Source organism: Streptomyces griseofuscus (assembly GCF_014673495.1).
In the GTDB taxonomy this organism is placed as follows: Bacteria; Actinomycetota; Actinomycetes; order Streptomycetales; family Streptomycetaceae; genus Streptomyces; species Streptomyces murinus.
The window spans coordinates 4423807-4442984 of sequence record NZ_CP051006.1; the positions used below are offsets into that span (position 1 = coordinate 4423807).

General features: G+C 71.2%; 17 protein-coding genes, 1 tRNA gene and 1 pseudogene. 7 read left to right on the forward strand and 12 right to left on the reverse strand.

Features of this window, described 5'->3' with window-relative positions:
• Positions 1-2 precede the first annotated feature (2 nt).
• The 5 genes from HEP81_RS19655 to HEP81_RS19675 all read right to left on the reverse strand — a co-directional run bounded on the left by HEP81_RS19655 (position 3) and on the right by HEP81_RS19675 (position 4983).
• Positions 3-1997 (reverse strand): copper resistance CopC/CopD family protein, encoded by a 1995-nt coding sequence (locus HEP81_RS19655; RefSeq protein ID WP_037650547.1) that lies wholly within the window; start codon positions 1995-1997, stop codon positions 3-5.
• 14 nt (positions 1998-2011) lie between these two features.
• The gene (locus tag HEP81_RS19660; RefSeq protein WP_037650550.1) at positions 2012-2476 is read right to left on the reverse strand and encodes a copper chaperone PCu(A)C; all 465 of its coding nucleotides are present in this window, start codon (positions 2474-2476) and stop codon (positions 2012-2014) included.
• Positions 2473-3129: an SCO family protein gene (locus HEP81_RS19665; RefSeq protein ID WP_037650552.1), complete on the reverse strand. Its 657-nt coding sequence runs from the start codon at positions 3127-3129 to the stop codon at positions 2473-2475. The genes HEP81_RS19660 and HEP81_RS19665 overlap by 4 nt, the downstream gene beginning before the upstream one ends.
• A 96-nt stretch (positions 3130-3225) precedes the next feature.
• Complete coding sequence (locus HEP81_RS19670; RefSeq protein WP_051849819.1) at positions 3226-3999, reverse strand: YcnI family copper-binding membrane protein; 774 nt, start codon at positions 3997-3999, stop codon at positions 3226-3228.
• A gap of 126 nt (positions 4000-4125) precedes the next feature.
• Complete coding sequence (locus HEP81_RS19675) at positions 4126-4983, reverse strand: hypothetical protein (protein ID WP_037650554.1); 858 nt, start codon at positions 4981-4983, stop codon at positions 4126-4128.
• 212 nt (positions 4984-5195) lie between these two features.
• Between HEP81_RS19675 and HEP81_RS19680 the strand changes: the two genes are divergently transcribed.
• Both HEP81_RS19680 and HEP81_RS19685 read left to right on the forward strand, forming a co-directional pair.
• Complete coding sequence (locus HEP81_RS19680; protein ID WP_037650556.1) at positions 5196-5633, forward strand: ATP-binding protein; 438 nt, start codon at positions 5196-5198, stop codon at positions 5631-5633.
• A 56-nt stretch (positions 5634-5689) separates the two neighbouring features.
• Positions 5690-6274: a GNAT family N-acetyltransferase gene (locus HEP81_RS19685; protein WP_037650559.1), complete on the forward strand. Its 585-nt coding sequence runs from the start codon at positions 5690-5692 to the stop codon at positions 6272-6274.
• A gap of 80 nt (positions 6275-6354) precedes the next feature.
• Here HEP81_RS19685 and HEP81_RS19690 read toward each other — a convergent pair whose 3' ends face one another.
• Together HEP81_RS19690 and HEP81_RS19695 are read right to left on the reverse strand one after the other, a co-directional pair.
• Complete coding sequence (locus HEP81_RS19690) at positions 6355-7815, reverse strand: aminopeptidase P family protein (protein ID WP_037650562.1); 1461 nt, start codon at positions 7813-7815, stop codon at positions 6355-6357.
• A 192-nt stretch (positions 7816-8007) separates the two neighbouring features.
• Positions 8008-9423 carry a PP2C family protein-serine/threonine phosphatase gene (locus HEP81_RS19695; RefSeq protein ID WP_078967096.1) on the reverse strand — a complete coding sequence of 472 codons (1416 nt, stop codon included), beginning with the start codon at positions 9421-9423 and terminating at the stop codon, positions 8008-8010.
• Between the two features lie 609 nt (positions 9424-10032).
• Between HEP81_RS19695 and HEP81_RS19700 the strand changes: the two genes are divergently transcribed.
• The gene (locus tag HEP81_RS19700; protein ID WP_037650570.1) at positions 10033-10701 is read left to right on the forward strand and encodes a bifunctional DNA primase/polymerase; all 669 of its coding nucleotides are present in this window, start codon (positions 10033-10035) and stop codon (positions 10699-10701) included.
• 415 nt (positions 10702-11116) lie between these two features.
• Complete coding sequence (locus tag HEP81_RS19705) at positions 11117-11647, forward strand: hypothetical protein (protein WP_106979821.1); 531 nt, start codon at positions 11117-11119, stop codon at positions 11645-11647.
• A gap of 253 nt (positions 11648-11900) precedes the next feature.
• On the opposite strand, the gene HEP81_RS19710 is transcribed toward HEP81_RS19705, so the two are convergent.
• From HEP81_RS19710 to HEP81_RS19720, 3 genes are all read right to left on the reverse strand, one after another.
• Positions 11901-12875, reverse strand: coding sequence for a DUF5926 family protein (locus HEP81_RS19710; RefSeq protein WP_037650573.1), 975 nt, complete (start codon positions 12873-12875; stop codon positions 11901-11903).
• A gap of 267 nt (positions 12876-13142) precedes the next feature.
• Complete coding sequence (locus tag HEP81_RS19715) at positions 13143-13799, reverse strand: ATP-binding protein (protein WP_037650576.1); 657 nt, start codon at positions 13797-13799, stop codon at positions 13143-13145.
• Positions 13800-13885: 86 nt separating this feature from the next.
• The gene (locus HEP81_RS19720) at positions 13886-14716 is read right to left on the reverse strand and encodes a glycerophosphodiester phosphodiesterase (protein WP_037650579.1); all 831 of its coding nucleotides are present in this window, start codon (positions 14714-14716) and stop codon (positions 13886-13888) included.
• A gap of 323 nt (positions 14717-15039) precedes the next feature.
• Here HEP81_RS19720 and HEP81_RS19725 point away from each other — a divergent pair, with 323 nt between their 5' ends.
• The 3 genes and pseudogenes from HEP81_RS19725 to HEP81_RS19735 form a co-directional block, all read left to right on the forward strand.
• The gene (locus HEP81_RS19725; protein ID WP_037650583.1) at positions 15040-16602 is read left to right on the forward strand and encodes a S1C family serine protease; all 1563 of its coding nucleotides are present in this window, start codon (positions 15040-15042) and stop codon (positions 16600-16602) included.
• Positions 16603-16698: 96 nt separating this feature from the next.
• Positions 16699-16785 (forward strand) — tRNA-Ser (locus tag HEP81_RS19730).
• A 264-nt stretch (positions 16786-17049) separates the two neighbouring features.
• A pseudogene (locus HEP81_RS19735) lies at positions 17050-17142 on the forward strand (DNA mismatch repair protein MutT); the annotation flags it as partial.
• Positions 17143-17237: 95 nt separating this feature from the next.
• Here the strand turns inward: HEP81_RS19735 and HEP81_RS19740 are convergent.
• Complete coding sequence (locus HEP81_RS19740) at positions 17238-17807, reverse strand: hypothetical protein (protein ID WP_154822898.1); 570 nt, start codon at positions 17805-17807, stop codon at positions 17238-17240.
• A gap of 13 nt (positions 17808-17820) precedes the next feature.
• A complete protein-coding gene (locus HEP81_RS19745) occupies positions 17821-19011 on the reverse strand; it encodes a lectin (protein WP_154822899.1) in 1191 nt (396 codons plus the stop codon).
• Positions 19012-19178: the final 167 nt, after the last annotated feature.

A 19178-nucleotide genomic window follows, 5' to 3' on the forward strand; every position in this document is an offset into this window, starting at 1 on the left:
AGTCAGCCGATCTGCGCGTTCTTGGAGACGGTCACTTCATCGATGTCGGAGGTGCGGACGGTGACCTCGACCTTCCAGTCGCCGGCCATCGGGATCTGCACTCCGTCCGCCGACCAGTGGCCGGTGGTGATGTGCTCGGGGGCCACGGAGAGCGGGCCGATCTTCTTCGCCTCCAGGGTGAGGGCGATCTTCACCTCGGGGACGTCGAAGAGCTGTCCGCCGGGCTTGCGGACGAAGAGGTGCAGCGAGTTGGCGCCCGCGTGGGCGGGGTCGATGTCGAGGGCGACCACGCCCTTGCCGTCCGCGCCACCCGTGTCGAAGGGCAGGCTCAGGGACAGGCTCCCGTTCCTGGGGGCCGTGACGGCGCCGGTGGCGGCCTTGGCCTCCTGCTCGGTGCGGCCGGGCTCGGTCTGCGTCAGCGCGGTGGTGACGGCGAGCAGGACGACCGCGACGGCGGCCTCGGCGAGCACCGAGCGGCGCAGCCCGAAGCGGCCCGCGTCACCGTCCCGCAGCCGCTTTTGCCGGGCGGTGTCCACCGCGGCCCGCTGCCGGGCGAGCTGGGCGGCGCGGCGGGGGTCACCGGAGTCCTCGGGAGCGGGGCCGGGTTCGGAGGCGCCGGCGTCCGCCGTGGCGCGCTCCTGCCCGGCCGTGTCCGCCGTACCCGTCCCCCTCGCTGCCGTGTCCTGACCAGCGGTCGGCTTCGCCGCGGTGACCGACTCCTTCTCGGTCCCCACTTCGGCAGCGGCCCGTTCCTCCTCCGCGCCCTGATCCGAGAGCCGTCCCGTCCAGCGCCGTGACACGGACGCGAGGCCCACCATGACCGCCACCAGGGCGATCTTGGCCAGCAGCAACTGCCCGTACCGGGTGTCGGTGAAGGCGGACCAGGAGCCGAGCTGGCGCCAGGACTGATAGACGCCGGTGGCGACGAGGGCCACCACGGAGCCGAAGGCCAGCCGCGAGAAGCGGCGTACGGCGGCGGCCTCGACCGGTGTCCCGGCGGGCGCCCGGTACAGGGCGACCAGCAGTGCGGTGAGCCCGCCCAGCCAGGCGGCGACGGCGAGCAGATGGACGACGTCGACCGGCATGGCGATGCCCGGCTGGAGCCCCACCGAGGCATGCTCGGACATCGCCCAGCTGGTCGCGAGCCCGGCCGCGACGACGAGGCCCCCGATCCCGAGCCCGAAGGTCAGGTCCCGCTTCTCCGCGCCCTCCTCGCGCCGCTGGTACGTGCCGAAGAGGACGGCGATGAACAGCGCGGCGGCGGCGAGCAGCAGCAGCCGGGAGACCAGCGCGGCCCCCGGCTTGGTCTCCAGCACCTGGCCGAGCAGTCCGAGGTCGAAGACATCGGCGACCTTCCCGGTGGTGGTGTAGGAACCGCGCAGGAGCAGCAGCCACAGGGTGGCCGCGGTCAGCGCCAGCCAGCCGCCCACGACCAGCCGTTGCAGCGCCCGTACGCCCGCGCCGCGCCGCCAGCACAGCAGTACGAAGGCCGCGCCGCCCACGAGCACGATGTATCCGGCGTACGACACGTACCGCCCGACCTGGTAGAGGCCGCCGACGACCCCGCCGCCCACGGTCGGACCGCTGCCGGAGACCACGGTCCGCGAGGGCGCCCCGATGGAGAACGTGTAGGCACCGGCCACCGGGTGGCTGTCGGCGGAGACGACCTCGTAGGTGACGGTGTATGTGCCCTTGCCGAGGCCGCCCTTGAGCCGCACGGAGTACGTCGTCCCGCGCACGTTGTCGGGGGCGCCGGTCTGGACCGGCTTGCCCTTGGGGTCGAGGACGCGCAGTGAGTCCCCGTTCATCGCGACCTTCTCGGAGAAGGTGAGCGAGACCCGGGCGGGCGGCTGCTGGACCACCACCCCCTGCGCGGGGTCGCTGCCGGTCAGCGCCGCGTGCGCGGAGGCCGGCGCGGCGCCCGCGAGCAGGGCGCCCAGGGCGGCGAGAAGCAGCAGCACCAGGGTCCGCGGGCGGGGGGTGATGGTCCGGGTCACGGTGGTCCCTTCCCTCAGTTGCCGGTCGTCGGGTGGTACGTGGCGGACTTCACCGGCATCTCGACGGTGAGGGGCCCGCTCTTGGCGAAGGTGAGCTTCAGGGTGACCGTCTGGCCCTGCTTCGGCCGCTGCCGGAGCTGCTCGAACATCAGGTGGTTGCCACCACTTCTGAAGACGAGCCGGCCATGGGCGGGTATGGCGAAGGAGGACTGCTCCCGCATCTCGCCGTCCGTGGTGCTGTGCATGGTGACCTGGCCGGCCGCGGTGCTGCTCACCTTGGTCAGCTCGTCCTTCGTGCCGCCCTTGTTGGTGATCGTCAGGAAGCCTGCGGCCATGTCGGCGGAGACGGGCTGCGGCATGTAGGTGCCGCTCACCGACAGTTCGGCCTTGGAGGTGTCCGAGGAGCCCGATCCCGAGCAGCCCGCGAGAGCGAGGGCGCCCGCGAGTGCCGTGGCCAGGACGAGGGGGCGGCGGTTCACGGCTTGGCTCCCTGGACGATCTTGGGCAGGTCCTTGATGTAGTCGTCGACCGTGGCGCTGTCGCTGATCAGGACGTACCCGCCGTTGTTCTTCGGCGAGAAGGCGAGCACCTGGGTGCCGTGGACGGAGACGAGCTTGCCGTTCTTGTCCTTGGTCGTCGGCTCGACGGAGATACCGACGGAGCGGGCGGCGGCCTGGACGGACTTGAAGTCGCCGGTCAGGCCGATGAACCGAGGGTCGATGCCCTTGAGCCAGCTGCCGAGCGCGGCCGGGGTGTCGCGGCCGGGGTCGGTGGTGACGAACACGACCCGCAGATCGGCGCGCTGGGCCGGGGTCAGCGACTTCTGGGCCGCGACGGCGATGTTGCTCATCGTCGTGGGGCAGATGTCGGGGCAGTGCGTGTAGCCGAAGTAGAGCAGGGTCGGGTGGCCCTGGGTCTCCTTGCGGAGGTCGTACTTCTTGCCGTGGGTGTCCGTGAGGACCAGGCCGGGCTTGGCCCAGGGCTGGTCGAGGACGGTGGCGGGGCCGCTGCCGCCGGACTCCTGCGAGACGGCGGAGACCGTCGACGAGTCGGCCTTCTGGCCGCCGCAGGCGGAGAGGGTCAGGGTGGCGGCGGCGAGCAGCGCGGCCGCGGCGAACGTCTTCTTGCGCATAGAGAAATGTCCCAGATGTGAGAAGTCCGGCGCGCGCCGGGGTCGTACGGGGGCCAAGCCTGGCACGGCCCCGGCGCGCGCTGCGGAACGGTGGGGCTAGGCGGTGCGGCGGCGGCCGGCGAGGACGCCGTAGGCCACGCCCGCGGCGCCGACGACGATCCCGGCGACGCCGAGCACCCGGGCGATGGTGTCACTGCTGCCGCCGGAGTCCGCGGCGGCGGCCGTGTTCTGCTTCTTGTCGTCGGACGCGTCCTGGGCGGCCGCCGCGCCGTGCTCGTCGGCCGCGGCGGTCAGCTGGAGCACCGGGGCCGGGTTCTGCGGCTCGTCCTGGCCCGCCTGCGGCACCTCGATCCAGCGCACGACCTCGCGGTCGGAGTACGTCTGGAGCGCCTTGAACACCAGTTGGTCGGTGTTGTCGGGAAGGGCGCCGACGGAGAGCGGGAACTTCTGGAAGTAACCGGGCTCGATGCCCTTGCCGTCGGCGGTCCAGGTGACCTTGGTGACGGCCTGGTCGATCTTGTCGCCGTGCACGGTCAGCGGCTTGGCGAGCTTGGTCTTGGTGAGCTGCACGCTCCAGCCCGGGACGGGCTCGGCCATGACGGAGGCCAGCGGGTGGTCGGTGGGGAGGTTCACCTCGACCTTGGTGGTCGAGGCGTTGTCACGCTCGTTGGGGACCTTGACGTCGACGACCGCGTAGCTGCCCTTGGCCGCGGCGCCCTCGGGCTGCACGGTCACATGCGCGAAGGCGGGGGCGGACAGGGCGAGTACGGCGGTGCCGGCGACGGCGGCACCGGCGGCGACACGGGCGGCCGTACGGCGGGTGGCGGCACGGCCGGCGGTGAGGCTGGGGACGAGCTGGGAAACCTGCATGACAGGAGCACTCCATGGTGAGAGTTCCGGTGAGGAAGGAAGGCGCGCGGGCGCGCGCGGGCCGCGCGACGGCGGCCGTCTCCTCGGAACCCGGAGCTGTCTCGGGCAGGGGGCGGGCGCGTCGCGTCAGGCGGCGAGTCGCAGTGCGGCGGCGGGCGGCCCGCGCCGGATCACCGAGTGCTGGAGTGCGAGGGTGGCGGGGGCGGGCGGCTCGTCCCGGTCGCCGCGACGGGCGCGCGGGGCGGGCTCGGCCGCGGACAGGAGTCCGGCGCACAGGGCGCCCACCAGGGCGAGCGCGGCGCGCAGGGATCGTACGAGCGCGGTCTCGGCGACTTCGTGGGCCGAGTGCGCCGACAGTTCGAGCAGCCGCAGCACGGCCAGGTCGCCGCGGCGCAGCAGCCAGCCGAGGGCGACCGCCGCGAGGAGGTGGCCGAGCAGCATCGGCAGCGAGGGCAGCAGTGCCGCGGAGGCGCCGGTGGCGTCGGCCGCGTGCGGCATGGGCAGCGGGGCCCCGGCCACGGGGCGGCCCGAGCGGTCGATGAGGCGGGCGGCGAGCAGGATGTGGAAGGCGTGGCCGGGGGTGAGCGCGGCGGCGTTCGCCCCGCACAGCAGCCGGGTGGCCTGTTCGACCAGGGCGGCGTCGCCGAGCGCGGTCTTGCCCGGGGTGCCCTGCCCCATCGGCATCCCGCCCATGGCCATGGCCGCCCCGTGCTGGCCCACGCCGAACAGCGTGTGCAGCGCGGTCTGGCCGAGGGTGAGGAGCGCGGCGATGCCCGGCAGCGAGCGGGCCCGCCCGGCGAGCGGGACCACGAGCAGCAGGGAGCCGAGGGAGCCCACGCCGAGCGTCCACAACGGCACGCTCGCGCAGGAGGCCAAGGTGTGCCCGGCCGCGGCCAGCACGACGCAGACCGCGGCGAAGACCGCGGCCCGCAGCATCCGGAGCCCGGCTCCGGGACGCGCCGTGCGCGCGTGAGGGGCAGACATGGCGGGCTCATCATCCCACCGCGCCCCGCGCCGTCCTACGTCAGGTCCGGGCAATACATCCCCGGCCCGGCCGGAGGGGTACGTCCCGCATACACCGATTCCTCCCGGCCCGCGTCGGCTGTATGGGCGGAGTCACGTCAACGGTGTGCTTACGGCCACCTATGGGCGGCAATAGGTATCGGTATGTCGAGCCGCGGCCTGGAGGCTGGAGCATGAGCATCTGGTGGTCACTCCATCTGCGCCGTGAGGCCGCGAGTGTGCCGCTCGCGCGGCGGCTCCTGATCGGCACCATGGAGACGGCCGGGGTGGATCCGGAGATCTCCTACGACCTCTCCGTCGCCCTCAGCGAGGCGTGCGCGAACGCCGTCGAGCACGGCGGCGACGACAGCACCTCGGCGGTGTACCGGGTGACCGCGTACCTCGACGGGGAGAAGTGCCGTATCGAAGTGGCCGACTCCGGCCCCGGCTTCCAGCACACCCGCGAACTGCGCCCCGCCCGCCCGGACGCCGAGCACGGCCGCGGCCTCTGCCTGATCCGCGAACTGGCCGATCACGTCCACATCGGCCCCAAGCCCGGCCGCCACGGCACGGTGGTCAGCTTCGACAAGATCCTCAAATGGCGCGACGACGCTCCGCTGCTGGCGGTGTAGCCCGGCCCCTCACAGCGGGGGGATGAATCCCCGCCCCGGTCCCGCATAGTGGGGGCATGAAGATCGACAGTGGGGAGATGACGGCCGGGGTGACGTTGAGGCCGCTCGGGGTGGGGGACGCGGGGAGGTTGGCGGAGGCGTATGTGGTGAATCGGGGGCACCTCGCGCCGTGGGAGCCGGTGCGGCCGGATTCCTTCTTCACGCCGGACGGGCAGCGGGAGCGGATCGAGGGGCTGTTGCGGCAGCGTGACGAAGGCGCGGCGGTGCCCTGGGTGTTCGAGGAGGCGGGCGGACGGATCGTCGGAGCCATCACCCTGACGGGGATCACCCGGGGGCCGTTCTGTAGCGCGCACCTCGGCTACTGGGTCGCCGCGGACCGGCAGGGCCGGGGGCTGGCGAGCGCGGCCGTGTCACGGGTGTGCGGGCTCGCGCGGGACGTGGTCGGCCTGCACCGGATCGAGGCGTCCACGCGGGTGGAGAACACCGGGTCGCAGCGGGTGCTGGAGAAGTGCGGCTTCGAGCTGATCGGGACGGCGCCCAAGTACCTTCACATCAACGGCCGTTGGCGGGACAGCCGGCTGTTCCAGCGGATCCTGCACGACGAGGACCCCGCGCTCTGGAGCGCCCCGGAGCGGCGCTGAGGACCGCGCGGGCGGCCATGCGGGTCCGCGGACGGCGGCGGCCGGGCACCCCCGGGCACCCGGCCGCCTCGCTCGTCAGGTCAGCCCTTCAGCGCGGCCATCCACGCCTCGACCTCGTCGGCGCGCCGCGGCAGGGCGGCCGAGAGGTTCCGGTTGCCGTCCTCCGTCACCAGGATGTCGTCCTCGATCCGGACGCCGACGCCCCGGTACTCCTCGGGCACGGTGAGGTCGTCGGCCTGGAAGTACAGACCCGGCTCGACCGTGAGGACCATGCCCGGCTCCAGGACGCCGTCCACATACGTCTCGGTGCGCGCGACCGCGCAGTCGTGGACGTCCATGCCGAGCATGTGACCGGTGCCGTGCAGGGTCCAGCGGCGCTGGAGGCCCAGCTCCAGGACACGCTCGACCGGGCCCTCGACCAGGCCCCACTCGACCAGCTTCGCGGCCAGCACCCGCTGGGCCGCGTCGTGGAAGTCGCGGTACTTGGCGCCCGGCCGCACCGCCGCGATGCCGGCCTCCTGGGCCTCGTACACCGCGTCGTACACCTTCTTCTGGAGCTCGCTGTACGTGCCGTTGATCGGCAGCGTGCGCGTGACGTCGGCGGTGTAGAGGGTGTGCGTCTCCACGCCGGCGTCGAGCAGCAGCAGGTCGCCGGAGCGGACCGGGCCGTCGTTGCGGACCCAGTGCAGCGTGCAGGCGTGCGGGCCGGCGGCGCAGATCGAGCCGTAGCCGATGTCGTTGCCCTCGACGCGGGCGCGCAGGAAGAAGGTGCCCTCGATGTAGCGCTCGCTGGTGGCCTCGGCCTTGTCCAGGACCTTCACCACGTCCTCGAAGCCGCGCACCGTGGAGTCGACGGCCTTCTGGAGCTCGCGGATCTCGAACGCGTCCTTGACCAGGCGCAGCTCGGAGAGGAAGACGCGCAGCTCCTCGTCGCGCTCGGCGGTGACCTTGTCGGTCAGGGCCGCCTCGATGCCGGCGTCGTAGCCGCGCACGACGCGCACCGGGCCGGTGGCCTCGGCCAGCTGCTCGGCCAGCTCGCGGACATCGGCGGCGGGGATGCCGTACAGCGCCTCGGACTCGGTGAGGGAGTGGCGGCGGCCGACCCACAGCTCGCCCTGGCCGTCGAGCCAGAACTCGCCGTTCTCGCGGTCGGAGCGGGGCAGCAGGTAGATGGTCGCCCGGTGGCCCTCGCCCGCGGGCTCCAGCACGAGGACGCCGTCCTCCGTCTGGTTGCCGGTGAGGTACGCGTACTCGACGGAGGAGCGGAAGGCGTACTCCGTGTCGTTCGAGCGGGTCTTCAGGTTGCCCGCCGGGATCACCAGACGCTCGCCCGGGAAGCGCGCGGAGAGCGCGGCGCGGCGGCGCGCGGTCTCGGCGGCCTGCTCGATCGGCTTCAGGTCACGCAGCTCGGTGTCGGCCCAGCCGGACTGCATGTTCTCGGCCAGCTCGTCGGAGACGCCCGGGTACAGGCCGTTCTTCCGCTGCTTGATGGGCTCCTCGGACTCGGTTTCCGGGGTCTCCGGAATGAGCTCGTCGGCCACGTGTTCCTCCTCGGTACGGCGTGTGATCTCCCCCGGGGCGGTCCGTGCGGCTCGCCACGGTGGGTGACTGTGTCCGAGCCGGGGGACCTCCATCATCGTACGGTCGTATCGGGACGGGATCAGGGGCGGATGCCCCGTTATGCCTGGTCACCGGCCGGTCACTGAGCGGTGATACCGGGCCGGGGCGCCGACTCAGTCGAAGCGGGCCGCCAGCAGCACCACGTCCGCCGTGCTGCCGGCGGTGTCCGGGCCGTCCGGCAGCACCGTGCGCAGCACATGGTCGGCGACGGCCCCCGGATCCTGCCGCAGCGCCCGAGGGACGCTCGCGGCGGCCGTGTGCAGCCGGGCGAAGGCGCGGTCCATGGGGTCGCCAGTACGGTGCAGCAGCCCGTCGGTGTAGAGCAGAACCGTCTCTCCCGCTTCGGCCTGGATCTCCACGCTGGGCGCCTCCCAGCAGGAGAGCATGCCGAGCGGCGCGGAGACGGAGGTCTCGGCGAACTCGGTGCGCCGCTCGCCGATCAGCAGCGGCGGGCTGTGCCCGGCACCCGCCAGGGTGACCCGGTGCAGCGCGGGCTCGCAGTAGGCGAACAGGGCGGTGGCCGAGCGGGCGGGCTCGGTCAGCCGCAGCAGCAGCTCCAGATCGGACAGGACGGCGACCGGGTCCTCGCCCTCCATCACGGCGTACGCCCGCAGCGAGGCGCGCAGCCGGCCGGCGGCGGCCACGGCGCTGGGTCCCGAACCGGTGACCGAGCCGACCGACAGACCGAGCGCCGCGTCGGGCAGCGGCAGCGCGTCGTACCAGTCGCCGCCGCCGCGCGGTCCGGTGCGGTGCCGGGCGGCGAGCTGGACGCCGGGCACCCGGGGCAGCCGGGAGGGCAGCAGTTCCTCGGCGATGGTCGCGACGCACGCCCGGGTGTTCTCCACCTCCCGCAGCCGGGCGAGGTGTTCGGTGGCGTGCCGGATGTACAGGCCCGCGAGATGGCGCTGCCGTTCATGGGGTTCGGCGGGCTCGTCGTAGAACCAGACGGCGGCGCCGAGGCGACCGGCACCGTCGGTGGCGAGCGGCAGGGCGAAGCTGGCGGCGTAGCCGAGGCGGGCGGCGACCTCGCGGTGCCGGGGGTCGAGGTCGTCCTCGGCGAACAGATCGGGGTGGACGATCTCGGCGGTGCCCGCGGTGTCGTACGGCAGCGCGCCGCGCGGCACGGTCTCCAGATGGCCGAGGTCGGCGCGGCCGAGTCCGAGGCCGCGGCTGGTGCGGGGGCCGAGTCCGTCGCCGGGCTCCAGGACGACGAGGCCGCGGCGGGCGCCGACGAGGGCGGCGCCGGCGTGCAGCAGTTCGTCCAGGGCGGGCTCCAACGCGCTGGTACGGGTGAGCCGTTCGGTGAGTTCGTGCAGCGTGGTGAGGTCGGAGACCCAGCCGGCGAGGCGGTCCTGGAGGAGCGTGCCGGGGGCGGCGACCGGGGGGTGCGGGGCGGGGACGGCGGGGATGGTGTCCGCGAGTGTGCCCGCGGGGGCCTCCGGGGCGAGAGGGGCGGGCGCGACAGTGTGGGCGGGCGTGGGAACAGTGGGATCGATTCCGGCCACTTTCGGTGGGTGCGGGGCGCTCATGGCGCGCGGCCTTCAGACCGGTGCACAGTGCTCAAAAGCATCGCAAACCCCCATGTGATTCTGCGCCGCTAGCAGTGTCTCCACATGTACACGCACTCGTGAGGGGATGTCCAGCATTGTCCTGCGGGGATTCCTGGTGTCCACGGGGCTGGTGGGTGATTTCCCGGAACCCCTTGCCTTACCGTCAAGTTGGCTCAAAACTGCCTGGGGGAACGGTCCACTGCGGTCGACTGGGCTCGCTCCACGGAGCGTCACAGCGGTCGTGATGGGTACGTACTCGGAGAAGGCCAGGGGTGGTTGGGGACCACCCGGAACCTGGCGACGGACCCGGGCGTCATAGCCACCGACGGCCGAGCCCCATCCTCCCGTGGCGGAGGCGGAGAGAACCACGCGCGACGGCAAACGCCATGCTTCGCCACCCCCGCGCCGCTACCGTGCCCTGCCTTGAGTGCCGTGGACGCGGCCGCGGCCGACGCTCGAACCCCTGGGGATCCCCTGCCGTGTGCGGGGGTGTGATGCGCCACCAGGTACGCACAGTGCAGTGATCGACTCATGTTGTGATGTGGACCACGGTGTTGCCAGCGGTGCAACGGAAAGGAACGAGCGCTCATGCGCGAGATCCTCGGAAGGCGACGCAGGCTCCTGTCCAAGCGACGGAACGACGGGACGCCTGAGCCGATCAGCGCGGCCCTGACCTTCGCGACGGAGTGGCAGTGGCCCGTACTCCCGGGTGTGGCCCCGGACCCGCAGGGCAGAGGCCGCTGCGGCTGCCCCGACCCGGAATGCACGGTGCCCGGCGCCCACCCCTTCGACCCCGGGCTGCTCGCGGCCACGACCGACGCGCGCATGGTGCGCTGGTGGTGGACCAACCGGCCGAGCGCGCCCGTCATCCTCGCGACCGGCGGGACGGCGCCCTGCGCGGTGAGCCTGCCTGCGCTCGCCGCGTCCCGCGCCCTCGCCCTGCTCGACCGACGGGGCATGCGCCTCGGCCCGGTCGTCGCCTCGCCCACCCGCTGGGCGCTGCTCGTCGAGCCGTACTCGATGGAGCAGTTGGGCGAGCTGCTCTACGCCAAGGACTTCGTCCCCGGCTCGCTGCGTTTCCACGGCGAGGGCGGCTATATCGCGCTGCCCCCGTCCGAGACCGGCACCGGCGCGGTGCGCTGGGAGCGGGCGCCGCTGCCGGGTTCGGCCGCGCCCTGGGTGCCGGACGTCGAGGCGGTGGTGGACGCCGTGGTCGACGCCCTCACTCGTACGGGTGTGAGCGCGCCCGAGTTGTAGGGGTGTCCGGCGCGCACGGTGCGGACGGGGGTGCCGTGCTCGTTATGTTCCGCCCATGCTGCGAATTCTTGGGGGCCATGGGACGCGCCGGCCACGCGACGGGGGACGCCGGCGCCCGACCGGCACGGGACCGGAGTACGACGGCGGGTCGGATCGGGTGCGGCCTGCGGACGGCGGGGACGGTTCCCGCGCGTCGGCGGGCGGCCGGGCCGACCTCCAGGTGTCGGCCGACGAAGGGGCTGGTCCCCGGGCGTCGGCCGGTGCCGGCCCTCTGGCATCGACCGGTGACGGGGGCAACCCGCCCTCCGCCGCAGGAAGTTCCCCCGAGTTCCGGGGCGCGCCCGGTGACGGAGCCGGTCCGCGGCCGAAGGGCGGGTTCCGGCGGGCGCGGTACGGGAAGGCCGATCCGCGCCGGGTGCATCTCGTCGGGCTGGCCTGCGTGGTGACGGCCGCCGTCGTACTGCCGCTGACCGTGGCGTCCGCCGGGCAGGTCAGGGACGTGGGCGAGGTGCTGGTGCCGGGCGCGCTGCGGCACGGGGAGGGCAAGGACCCGTCGGCCGCGCCGGGCCGCTCGCCCGGGCTGCTGGATCTGGGCCTCGGCACCGCTGTCCGCTGCGGACCCCAACTCAGCTCCCCCGAGGGCATCGAGGCGCAGACCTGTGTGCTGATCCAGGGCGCGGACACCTGGGCACGGACCTACTACCGCAACGCCACCGGCAAGTCGCTGGACGCCGGGCTGAGCCTCATGGGCCCCGGCGGCCGTACCACGCGTACGCGCTGCGACACGGGAGCCGACGACGAGCCCGCCACCTGTGAGACCCCCCGTGAGCGCAGCCGGGGCGGGGCGGACGCCTACATGGCCGTCGCGGAGTTCGCGGAGCGCGGGTCCGCGGGGGCGCTGCTACTGCGCTCGGGTAGCAACTCCGAGGACACGGACGGCGGTTGAGGGCGCGCGACGCGCCGGGCACCGGACGCGGGCATGGAAAGACCCGGTTGCTGGCGACGGGGGATGCACCAGCAACCGGGCTACTGGAACGGTAACAAGAGATCGGCCGTACGCAAATTCCGACTCAGGCATTCGGCCATCGTTTTCCCACCGATTTCCGTGCCGGGGCCGGGAGTTGTGACGGGAGTCACCCGTCGGAAACCCGGTGTCATGACTGACCGACCAGTCAGTCATGACACCGATGCGGGTGCCGTCAGCTGAGCGTGACCTGCCGGTTGGTCAGTCCGCCGCGGGCCCGGCGCTCCTCCGCGGTGAGCGGTTCCTCTACGGCGAGGGCGGCGGCCAGGCGCTCGGCGAACTCGGCGGCCGGCTTCTCCACATCCTCCGCGCGGACCTCGCTCGGCAGGTCCCAGACCGGCACGGTGAGCCCGTGAGCACGGAAGGAGCCCACCAGCCGGGTGCCCTCGCCGAGGCTGGAGCGGCCCTGCGCGTGCAGTCGCGCGAGAGCGTCCAGAAGCCGCTCCTCGGGATGCGGCATCACCCAGCGCAGATGGTTCTTCTCCGGGGTCTCGCACCAGTACGCCGCGTCCACGCCGGACAGCCGGACCGTCGGGATCGCCGCCGCGTTGGCCCGCTCCAGGGAGGCGGTGACCTCCGGGGCGGCGTTCTCCGCGTCCGGTACCCAGAACTCGAAGCCGCTGTGCACGACCGGCTCGAACGGGCTCTCGGCGGCCAGCAGTTCCTGGAGCCGGGGCCCGTCGGCGGGGGCGCGCCGGCCCTGCACGGGGGTGCCGGGCTCCGCCTCCAGCGCGCGCTGGAGGGTGTCGGCGAGGTCGCGGCTGATGTCACCGGACGACGTGTCGTTCTGAAGGCCGAGCAGGACCGAGCCGTCGTCGCGGCGCAGCGCGGGCCAGGCCATCGGCAGCACGGTGGCGAGCGTGACCGAGGGGACGCCCTCGGGCAGGCCGTCCTTCAGGGTCAGCTCGACCGTGGCGGCCGGGACCAGCTCGCGCAGCGCCACCCAGTCGCACTCGCCGGGCAGCCCCTCGAAGGGGCGGTGGACCAGCTCGGTCACCGCGTGCGCGGCGTCCCGGCCATGGCACGCCTTGTAGCGACGGCCGCTGCCGCAGGGGCAGGGCTCGCGGCCGCCGACCACCGGAATGGCACCATCTGCCCCACCCGTCGGCTGCGGGCGCTTGGCCTTCGTCTGGGGTCGCTTCTTGGCCATCGTGGATGTCTCCCGGTTACGGCGCTTCTCGTACGGCGGGAGCCTAGCCGTTCGCGCCATCGCCGACGGGAACCTGTGGACAACGACCGTGCGGCGGGTGGCTCCCCGGACACCGGCGGACCGCTTCCGCTCCCGCTCACCGGCGATCCGCCCCGCCCACTTGCTCTCGCTCACCGGCTCTCTTTCAGCGGGCCCTTCTTCACCGACCCCGCCCGGCTTTCACCGGCCCTCGCCCGGCCCTCACCGCTCCCCGCCCGGCTCTCGGCCTCAGGCCAGGTCCTCGAACGCCTCCGTGAGATCGAGTCCGGACAGATCCGGCGGCGCCGACGCCGTGAGCGCGGCGGTGACATGGCCGCGGCGGCAGCGGGCATCCGGGTCGTGCACGTCCCCGTGGACCACCACCCAGACCGTCACCTCGCCGCGGACGTCGTCGCGGACGCCCCAGTCGTCGGCGAGCGCGGTGATGATGGCGAGCCCCCGGCCGCCGTGCGCGGTCACCGAGGGGGTGGCCGGCGCCGGGCGGGTCGGGCCCCCGCCGTCCGTGACCTCCACGATGAGCCGCCCGCGCGTGTCCACCTGCCATGCGGCCCGTACATCACCGCCGTCGTACCCGTCTCCGCTCCCGGCCCGGGGCGCGCCCAGGGGCCGGCCGTGCTTGCACGCATTGCTCAGCAGTTCGGAAAGGATCAGTACGGCATCGTCGACCACCGATTCCGCCACGCCGCCGCCGCGCAACTGCGCGCGCATCCGGCGCCTCGCGTCACCCACGCCCGCAGGGCCATGGGGTACGGCCATGCACGACGACGTGGGCACCTCCTGTGCCACCACCAACGCCACCCCCGAGACCTCCTTCGCCCCACGCCACGGTGTGGATGCCCCAGTGATCTGTGCCGGAAACCGGCCAATCCCCTTCCGCTGACGCATTCGATACTCGCGCACACGCGGCGAACGCGCCGGAGCACTCCCTGTGACGGCAGCGGCGACCTGCGGCGGGGTGTCAATAAGGAAGATCAGCGGCCGAGCTGGTCCAGCACCGCGCGCGGGCGGTTGGTGATGATGGCGTCGACGCCGAGTTCGAGGCAGAGGTCGACGTCCTCGGGCTCGTTCACGGTCCATACGTGCACCTGGTGCCCGGCCCGCTTCAGCCGCTCCACGTATCCGGGGTGGTTGCGCACGATCCGCACCGAGGGACCCGCGATGCCCACGCCCGCGGGCAGCCGTCCGTCCCGGAGCCGGGGCGAGAGCCACTGCACCAGGTAGACCGTCGGCAGGGTCGGCGCGGCCGCGTGCACCCGGTGCAGCGAGCGCGCCGAGAAGCTCATGATCCGTACCGGCGACTCGGCGGCCGTGGCGGGCGCGGCCAGACCGAACCGGCCCAGCACGCCCAGCAGCTTCTCCTCGACCTGGCCCGCCCAGCGGGTGGGGTGCTTGGTCTCGATGGCCATCTCGATCCGCCGCCCGGAGTCCGCGACCAGTTCGAGCAGCCGTTCCAGGGTGAGGACGGAGGTCTCCTCGCGGTCCTCGGGGCGGTGCTCCCAGTCGGGCTCCTCGACCCGGCCGCGATACGGCTCACCGGTCTTCCAGGAGCCGAAGTCCAGGGCGGCGAGATCGGCGAGCTCCAGGGCGGAGACGGCGCCGCGGCCGTTGGAGGTGCGGTTCACCCGTCGGTCGTGGACGCAGACCAGGTGGCCGTCGGCGGTCAGCCGGACATCGCACTCAAGGGCGTCGGCGCCGTCCTCGATCGCCTTGCGGTAGGCGGCCAGGGTGTGTTCCGGTGCGTCTTCGGAGGCGCCCCGGTGGGCGACGACCTGGACGGAGAGCTGTGGTGCGTGGGTGGTCACCGCGTCATGGTGCCACCCCCGCGGGGCACGCGGGACGACGCTCGGGCGTCCGGGCGGCGAACGGTGGCACACGTTGTGCTGGTTTATGTAGCTTTTTCCATACATGCCCTTTGTAAGGGCTGGCCCTGGACCCACAGCCACGGCTTATGGTGCTCTGACGGCCCGTGGGAAAAGCTGACTGCATACAAACTGGAACAGTGAACGCAGGACCATGCGCAGCCGCATCGTGACAGGCCACGACCAGCGCGCACGCGCCGCCGAGCGTGCACGAACGTGACTGAGCGCGACCGAGGACAAACAGCCGTGGATCGAGGAGTAGAGCTGTGAGCACCGAGAACGAGGGCAACGCGGTACCCCCGGCCCCGTCCGCACCTCCCGTGCCGGTGGCCTCTCCCGACGCGTCCCCGCAGGCACACACCGCGCCGGAGGGGACCGGCGGGCCGGCGGGCCCGGGGCACCAGGCGGACCAGCAGCCGGGGCAGCCCGCCCCTTCCCCCCAGACGCACCAGGCGCCGCAGACGCACCAAGCACCCCAGTCGCCCCACGCGGGCCAGGGCTATCCCGCGGCCCCGGCGCCCGGCGCCGAGCCGACCGCTCCGCTGCCGCCGGTCCCCGGGACCGCCCCGCAGCCTCCCGTCGCCGGCCCCGAGGGCGCCTGGCCGCCCCCGCCGCCCGGCACGCCGACCTACGCCGACGGCGCGGGCGGCGCGGGTGGCGGTGCCGCCTGGGGGGCGTCGTACCAGCAGCCCGCCCCCAAGCCGAAGGGACGCGGTGGCCTGCTCGCCGCGGTCCTGGTGGCCGCGCTGGTCGCGGGCGGTCTGGGCGGTGGCCTCGGCTACACCCTGGCCAGGAACAACGACAACGGCAGCTCCACCACCGTCTCCGCGTCCGACAACGGCGCGGCGCAGGTCAAGCGCGCCCCCGGCACCATCGCCAACGTGGCCGCCAAGGCGCTGCCCAGCACGGTCACCATCGAGGCCGAGGGCTCCAACGGCGACGGCGGCACCGGCACCGGCTTCGTCTTCGACAAGCAGGGCCACATCATCACCAACAACCACGTGGTGGCGGACGCCCTCGACGGCGGCAAGCTGACCGCGACGTTCCCCGACGGCCGGAAGTACGACGCCGAGGTCGTCGGCCACGCGCAGGGCTACGACGTGGCGGTCGTCAAGCTCAAGAACCCGCCCTCCGACCTCAACCCGCTGCCGCTCGGCGACTCCGACAAGGTGGCCGTCGGCGACGAGACGATCGCCATCGGCGCCCCCTTCGGCCTGTCGAACACCGTGACGACCGGCATCATCAGCGCCAAGAACCGCCCGGTGGCCTCCAGCGACGGCAGTGCCACGAGCAAGGCGTCGTACATGAGCGCGCTCCAGACCGACGCGTCCATCAACCCGGGCAACTCCGGCGGCCCGCTGCTGGACGCCTCCGGCGCGGTGATCGGTATCAACTCGGCGATCCAGTCCTCGGGCAGCAGCGGTGGCTTCGGCTCGGGCGGGCAGTCCGGTTCGATCGGCCTCGGTTTCGCCATCCCGATCAACCAGGCCAAGTACGTCGCCCAGCAGCTGATCAAGACCGGCAAGCCGGTGTACGCCAAGATCGGCGCGTCCGTCTCGCTGGAGGACTCCACGGGCGGCGCGAAGATCACCGACCAGGGCGCGGACGGCGCCGCCGCGGTCGAGGCGAACGGTCCGGCGGCCCAGGCCGGCCTGAAGCCCGGTGACGTGATCACCAAGCTCGACGACTCGGTGATCGACAGCGGTCCCACCCTGATCGGCGAGATCTGGACCCACAAGCCCGGCGACAAGGTGACGATCACCTACAAGCGCGGCGGCCAAGAGCACACGGTCCAGCTGACCCTCGGCGCCCGCGCCGGCGACAGCTGACCTCCCCCTCTCACCGGGGCCGTAGTCCCCAACGCCCCCGCGACCGCCCCCGGGCCGGTACGCTGTACCCCGCTCCGTCCCAGGTGGGCGGCGCGGGGAGGCGTGCCCGAGCGGCCTAAGGGAACGGTCTTGAAAACCGTCGTGGCAGCGATGTCACCGTGGGTTCAAATCCCACCGCCTCCGCAGGTCATGAGACGTGCTGGTCAGAAGGGTGTCCCTTGAGGAGGGGCACCCTTTCTGCACGGGGGGTGTCTCACCTCGATCCGGCCCCGTCGCTGGTTCGTGCCGTCCACGGTCCACCGCGTGCGCCGAGGCGGCGACCTTCTCCGGGTCACGCGCCCCTCCGCCCGGCTTGGGGGTGTGGTGCGGGAAGCGGCCCGCGAACCGCTCGCTGCCGTGACCACGAAGTGGGTGACTGTCGAACAGCTCTTCACCAGCCACCGCGCGACAGGCGACGAAGGGCGCGTGCTGCTTCAGCGCCGCCGCGATAACGATCTTTGGGCGCTCCCCGGTGGCGGCATGGAGATGACTGACTCGCTGTTCTCTGCACTCAAGCCGCCGGCCGGGGCGGTGTCAGCTGTATACGGGTTGTTCGATGGCGACTTCCTGCTCACCGGAGCCCCCGTCAGTCAGATTCAGATGAGCGTTGCCGGACCGATCAGCGGCTTTGTTGTGGTCTTTGTTCCGCTACAGAGGTAGAGTCCTTCGCTGCCCTCGACCCACGAGTACTCACCGATGGCAGGGGAGTGCGTCAGGATCTTTGTCCTGAAGAAGCCCTGGTAGAGAAAGGCTTTCTTCCCTGCAGGCACCGTGAACGAAATCGACTCGGTTGTCGATTTACTTGTCTCCGCGCTGAAAGTGAAACTAAACCCGAACGTCTTGGAAGCCTTGGCGATTTCGAACGATCCTTCGATCGTGTATTGTGCGGAGACCGTCAACGATTCACTGTGGGTGAATCCTTCAGTGACGGACTTGGTGTATGTTGCCTCGGCCTCACTTGCACTGTTGTCGATGCAGCAGAGGCTCTTCAGGTCCGGCGCGTAGAACACGACAGCGCGACGCTCCTTCGTCGAGGACATAATGCTGACCGACTTGTCGAACGTATCCTTCCCGGCGTGCGGAAGATCATCGAAGATGGTGAACTCTTCGATCTCGTCCGGCTCGCCTTCCATTTCGCTTTCTGTGGGGTTTCTCTGAAGTGTCACGGCGACTCCTGGGTTAGCTGGTGATCGGGCAGAGCTTCTTGTCGTCCTGGGTCTGGTCGTAGACCGTTGTCATGTTTTTTTCGGGACCACTGCTGTAGACAGTCGGGTACAGAATCGACCTCATGGTGAAGTCGAGAGAGGCGTCGTGCCGCGTAGCACTCTTCTTGCTTTTGTAATTTTTGATCTGGAGTCGCCATGTGACGGAAAGGATGCCCACGCCTTGGTTCGTTTTCCTGCTTGGGTTCCTGACTAGGCAGACGAGAATTTCTCGATCGACACCATCTTTCCTTGTGTCGTAGTCATTGCTCTTGAAACTCTCCTCTTGCAACGGGCTGATCTGGTTGGTCAGAGTTGCCTCAATTCCCTCCTTGGAAATCCCTTCGACAATGGCGGCCGAGATGTTGGTCCCGAGTTGTCTGTACTTCTTCTTGATGGCATCGGCGCTCGTGCCCTCAAGGGTGTAGGACTCTTTCCTGTATCCGGTCTGGCCCCAGCGCTTGTCCGGCTGTTCACCCTTTTTGCAGGTAGCCCTGTCGCTCTTCGGCTTCTTCTGATTCAGAGCTTCCCATCGCTTGGCGACCACGAGTTCTGTAAGATCGCTCGTGGTCTTCCGCCCTGCCTGGTCGTCCACCACCCAGGTGCCAGAAGCGGTAGGCACAATGTTCTGCTCAGCCAACGTGGCGAGAAAATGCACGCCCTCGGGATTGTTCTCGGCGAACTGCTGACCGAAGTCTCGGTCTCCGTAGTTCACTCCTGCGATCTGACTGACGAACTCCTGTCCTCCCGGGTTATCTTTCAGAATGAAACCGAGGAAGCTGTCCAGGCCGTCATGTCCGGAGATCAACTCCGAGTCGATGGTGTCGCCCTCAAGGCTGTAGCTCGATACTTCGTCGATGAAAGAGGCGGCAGCCGCCGGCGCGACGGACGCCGCGGGAACTCGTTCCGCGATGCAGAAAACCTCTGCCGTGCCACCAGTGGGCAGCTGCCCCCTGATCTCGTCGATATAGCGTTGCAGCGTTTTTTCAGAAGTCTGCTCGCAGGTGAGACCCACCTTGTGGAGTTCTTTCTGGAGAATTTCCACCTCCACCTTGCTCGGTGTCGTCTCCCGCATGCTCATAGGTTCTTCGAGTACCTCATCCGGCTCCCCTTCTTCTTCCTCCCAGGGGGCGGCATAATTAACAGATGATTCCATGATTTCCTTCATTCCCGGACCGCATATCAGGTGCCTGTGCAGACATCAGCGTCGAGACCATGGCTCCCCTCTTCCTGTCAGATCACAGGCCACACCGCCGGGAAATCACTCAAATGGTGAGCCCCTATCGATCTCGCCAGCGGGCCGCATCCACGACCTGACCGGCTGGGCGATTGGTG

What these genes read in the sequence shown, in the direction of transcription:
- HEP81_RS19665 (WP_037650552.1), bottom strand. Translation starts at nt 3,129, where the DNA reads ATGCGCAAGAAGACGTTCGCCGCGGCCGCGCTGCTCGCCGCCGCCACC.
- HEP81_RS19670 (WP_051849819.1), bottom strand. Translation starts at nt 3,999, where the DNA reads ATGCAGGTTTCCCAGCTCGTCCCCAGCCTCACCGCCGGCCGTGCCGCC.
- HEP81_RS19675 (WP_037650554.1), bottom strand. Translation starts at nt 4,983, where the DNA reads ATGTCTGCCCCTCACGCGCGCACGGCGCGTCCCGGAGCCGGGCTCCGG.
- HEP81_RS19680 (WP_037650556.1), top strand. Translation starts at nt 5,196, where the DNA reads ATGAGCATCTGGTGGTCACTCCATCTGCGCCGTGAGGCCGCGAGTGTG.
- HEP81_RS19685 (WP_037650559.1), top strand. Translation starts at nt 5,690, where the DNA reads ATGAAGATCGACAGTGGGGAGATGACGGCCGGGGTGACGTTGAGGCCG.
- HEP81_RS19695 (WP_078967096.1), bottom strand. Translation starts at nt 9,423, where the DNA reads ATGAGCGCCCCGCACCCACCGAAAGTGGCCGGAATCGATCCCACTGTT.
- HEP81_RS19700 (WP_037650570.1), top strand. Translation starts at nt 10,033, where the DNA reads ATGCGCGAGATCCTCGGAAGGCGACGCAGGCTCCTGTCCAAGCGACGG.
- HEP81_RS19710 (WP_037650573.1), bottom strand. Translation starts at nt 12,875, where the DNA reads ATGGCCAAGAAGCGACCCCAGACGAAGGCCAAGCGCCCGCAGCCGACG.
- HEP81_RS19715 (WP_037650576.1), bottom strand. Translation starts at nt 13,799, where the DNA reads ATGCGTCAGCGGAAGGGGATTGGCCGGTTTCCGGCACAGATCACTGGG.
- HEP81_RS19745 (WP_154822899.1), bottom strand. Translation starts at nt 19,011, where the DNA reads ATGAAGGAAATCATGGAATCATCTGTTAATTATGCCGCCCCCTGGGAG.